Genomic DNA, 2,442 nt, shown 5'->3' with positions numbered 1-2,442 from the left:
GTCTTCCTAAGACCGCTTGGCCTCCGACTTCCCACGCGCCGGCGTCGCGCAGGCCGCCACCCAGCTCGCCTCGCCCGTCGTGCCCGGCCCGGGCGCCCCGGGCGGCTACGGCTTCCCGGCACCCGGCGGCGCTCCCGGGGCCCCTGTGCCCGGAGCCCCCGGCGCCCCCGTCGCCGGTGCCCCGGCCCCCGCCGCGGCGCCCGGTGCCGCCGCGCCGGTGCCCGGCCTGCCGCCGCAGGGCGCTCCGGTGCCGCCCGGCGTGCCGACGGTCGGCCCCGGCTACCTCGCGGTGCTCAGCTACCGGGCGCCCGACGGCTCCGAGCAGAAGGTGATGCACCGCAGCGAGCCGGGCACCCCGCACCCGGAGTGGAAGATCCTTCAGGAGCTGCGCCAGCGCGGCGTGCCCGCCGAGCAGGTGCTGGAACTGCACACCGAGCTGGAGTCCTGCGACCTGCCCGGCGGCTACTGCACCCGGCTGATCGCCTCCTCCTGGCCGAACGTGCGGGTCACCCACACGGCGGCCTACGGGCGTGAGCAGCAGGCCCGCCAGGCCGGCATGGCCCACCTGCTGAACCACCTGGACGAGCTGCACCAGCTGGCGGCCGGTCCGCGCCGCCCGCGCCCGGTCCGGGTGCCGCTGCCGGCCCCGGGCACCGTCGCGCAGCGTCCGCCGGCGCCGCCGCAGCAGCTCGCCGCCGAGCTCGGGCAGTACTTCGGGCCGGGGGTCTTCCGCTACGAGCAGCGTGCGGTCTCCCGCCAGGGCGTGCCCGAGGCGGTGGCGCAGATCCTGACCTGGGTGGGCCTGCCGACGAACTTCGGCCCGTTCTTCTGGGCGCACGCCCCCAAGGACCGGCCGATCCCGACGCTGGCCGAGCTGGCCGCCGAGCGCGGTCTGCCGGCCGGCCCGGAGGCGGGCGGGTACCTGGTGCTCGGCAACGACTACGGGCGGCAGCTCTGTGTGCAGTACGGCACAGCGGCCGTGGTCGCCGTCGACCTGGAGGGAACCGCGCAGCAGCCGCGCTTCGTCAACAGTGGTGTGCCGGAGTTCGTCCGGTCGCTCGCCCTGCTCGGTCGGATGTGGCCGCTGCGCTACGGCCTGACCCCGGACCAGGCCGGGCGCTGGACCGCCGACTTCCAGGCCGAGCTGGCCGCGCTGGACCCGGCCGCCCTGCAGGGCCCGGACACCTGGTGGGCCGTCCTGCTGGAGCAGTTCTGGGACGGCCTGCTGTAGCCGCCCCGTGCCTCCGGGCGGGACGGTCCCCTTCCGGGGGCCACCGCTCGGAGCCGGCGGGCGGTGTCGCTTCCTTGGGCTTTCCAGATGATCTGCGCAAAATAGGTCAAGACGACAAAGAGCGGGACGTCGTCGGCAGCCCGACCCAGCCCACCCAGAGCCAGCCACTGAGGGGAACCCAGCCCATGAGCGACGCCATCCCGTCGTACGGCTTCACCGCTGCCCGGCGCGGGTACGCGCCGGACCAGGTCGACCACGCGATGGCGGCACTGACCGCCCAGCGGGACGAGGCCTGGCAGCGGCTGAGCCTGCTCGGCGCGCAGCTGCGCGAGCTCGAACAGCGGCTGGTCGCCACCCGGCAGGCCGCCGCCGACGCACCCGAGCCCGACTACGCCACGCTCAGCGAGCAGGCGGCCGACCTGATGGCGATCGCCGACAACGAGGCCCGCGCGGTGCGCGACAAGGCCCGGCAGCGCTCCGAGGAGACCGGCCGGCAGGTCCGCGAGGCCGCCCAGGCCGCCGGCACCGCGGCCACCGCCTACGCCGACGCCACCCGCGCCGAGGCCCAGCAGGCCGCCCGGCGCATCGAGGAGCGCACCCGGGCCGAGGCCGAGAAGCTGCGCGGCGAGGCCGACCGCGACGCCCGGGCGATCCGCGACGGTGCCACCGGCGAGGCCGCCAAGACCCGGGTGGCCGCGGCCGAGGCCGGCGAGCGCGCCGAGGCCAAGCTGGCCGAGCTGCGCCGCGACGCCGACCAGCGGTTCGCCGCCGAGGAGGCCGCCGCGGCGGCCGAGGACGCCAAGATCTCGCTGGCCGCCGAGCGCCGCCTCAAGGAGGCCGAGCAGCACCGGGAGAACGTGCTGGGCCTGATCAAGCAGACCGACACCGACGCGCAGGCCAAGGCCGACCAGCTGATCGACCAGGCGCGCCGGGAGGCCGGCCGGATCAACGCGGCCTGCGTCAGCGAGCGCGAGGCGTTCGACAAGAAGCTGGCCACGGTGCAGACGCACCTGGACCACATCAAGGGCACGCTCGCCTCGCTCACCGGCAAGGCGGTCGGCATGATGCCGGCCGCCGGCGCGGCGGCCGCGAGCGCCGCGGGTGCACCGCCCCCCGCCGCCGACGCAGCCCCACCCGCACTCGCACCCCCACCCCCACGCCGACCCCCACCCCGACGCCCACGCCCACCCCGACGCCGACCCCCACGCCGA

Annotated in this window: 1 protein-coding gene; it reads left to right on the top strand. The window is 76.8% G+C overall.

Annotated elements, in window-relative coordinates; genetic code table 11:
• Positions 1 to 1,416: 1,416 nt before the first annotated feature.
• On the top strand, positions 1,417 to 2,442 hold a 1,026-nt coding region (locus ABD323_RS40395; protein ID WP_344447101.1), incomplete at its 3' end, for a coiled-coil domain-containing protein.

The organism is Kitasatospora nipponensis (assembly GCF_039528135.1).
GTDB classification, from domain to species: Bacteria; Actinomycetota; Actinomycetes; order Streptomycetales; family Streptomycetaceae; genus Kitasatospora; species Kitasatospora nipponensis.
This window is presented reverse-complemented; position numbering and strand designations above follow the sequence as displayed.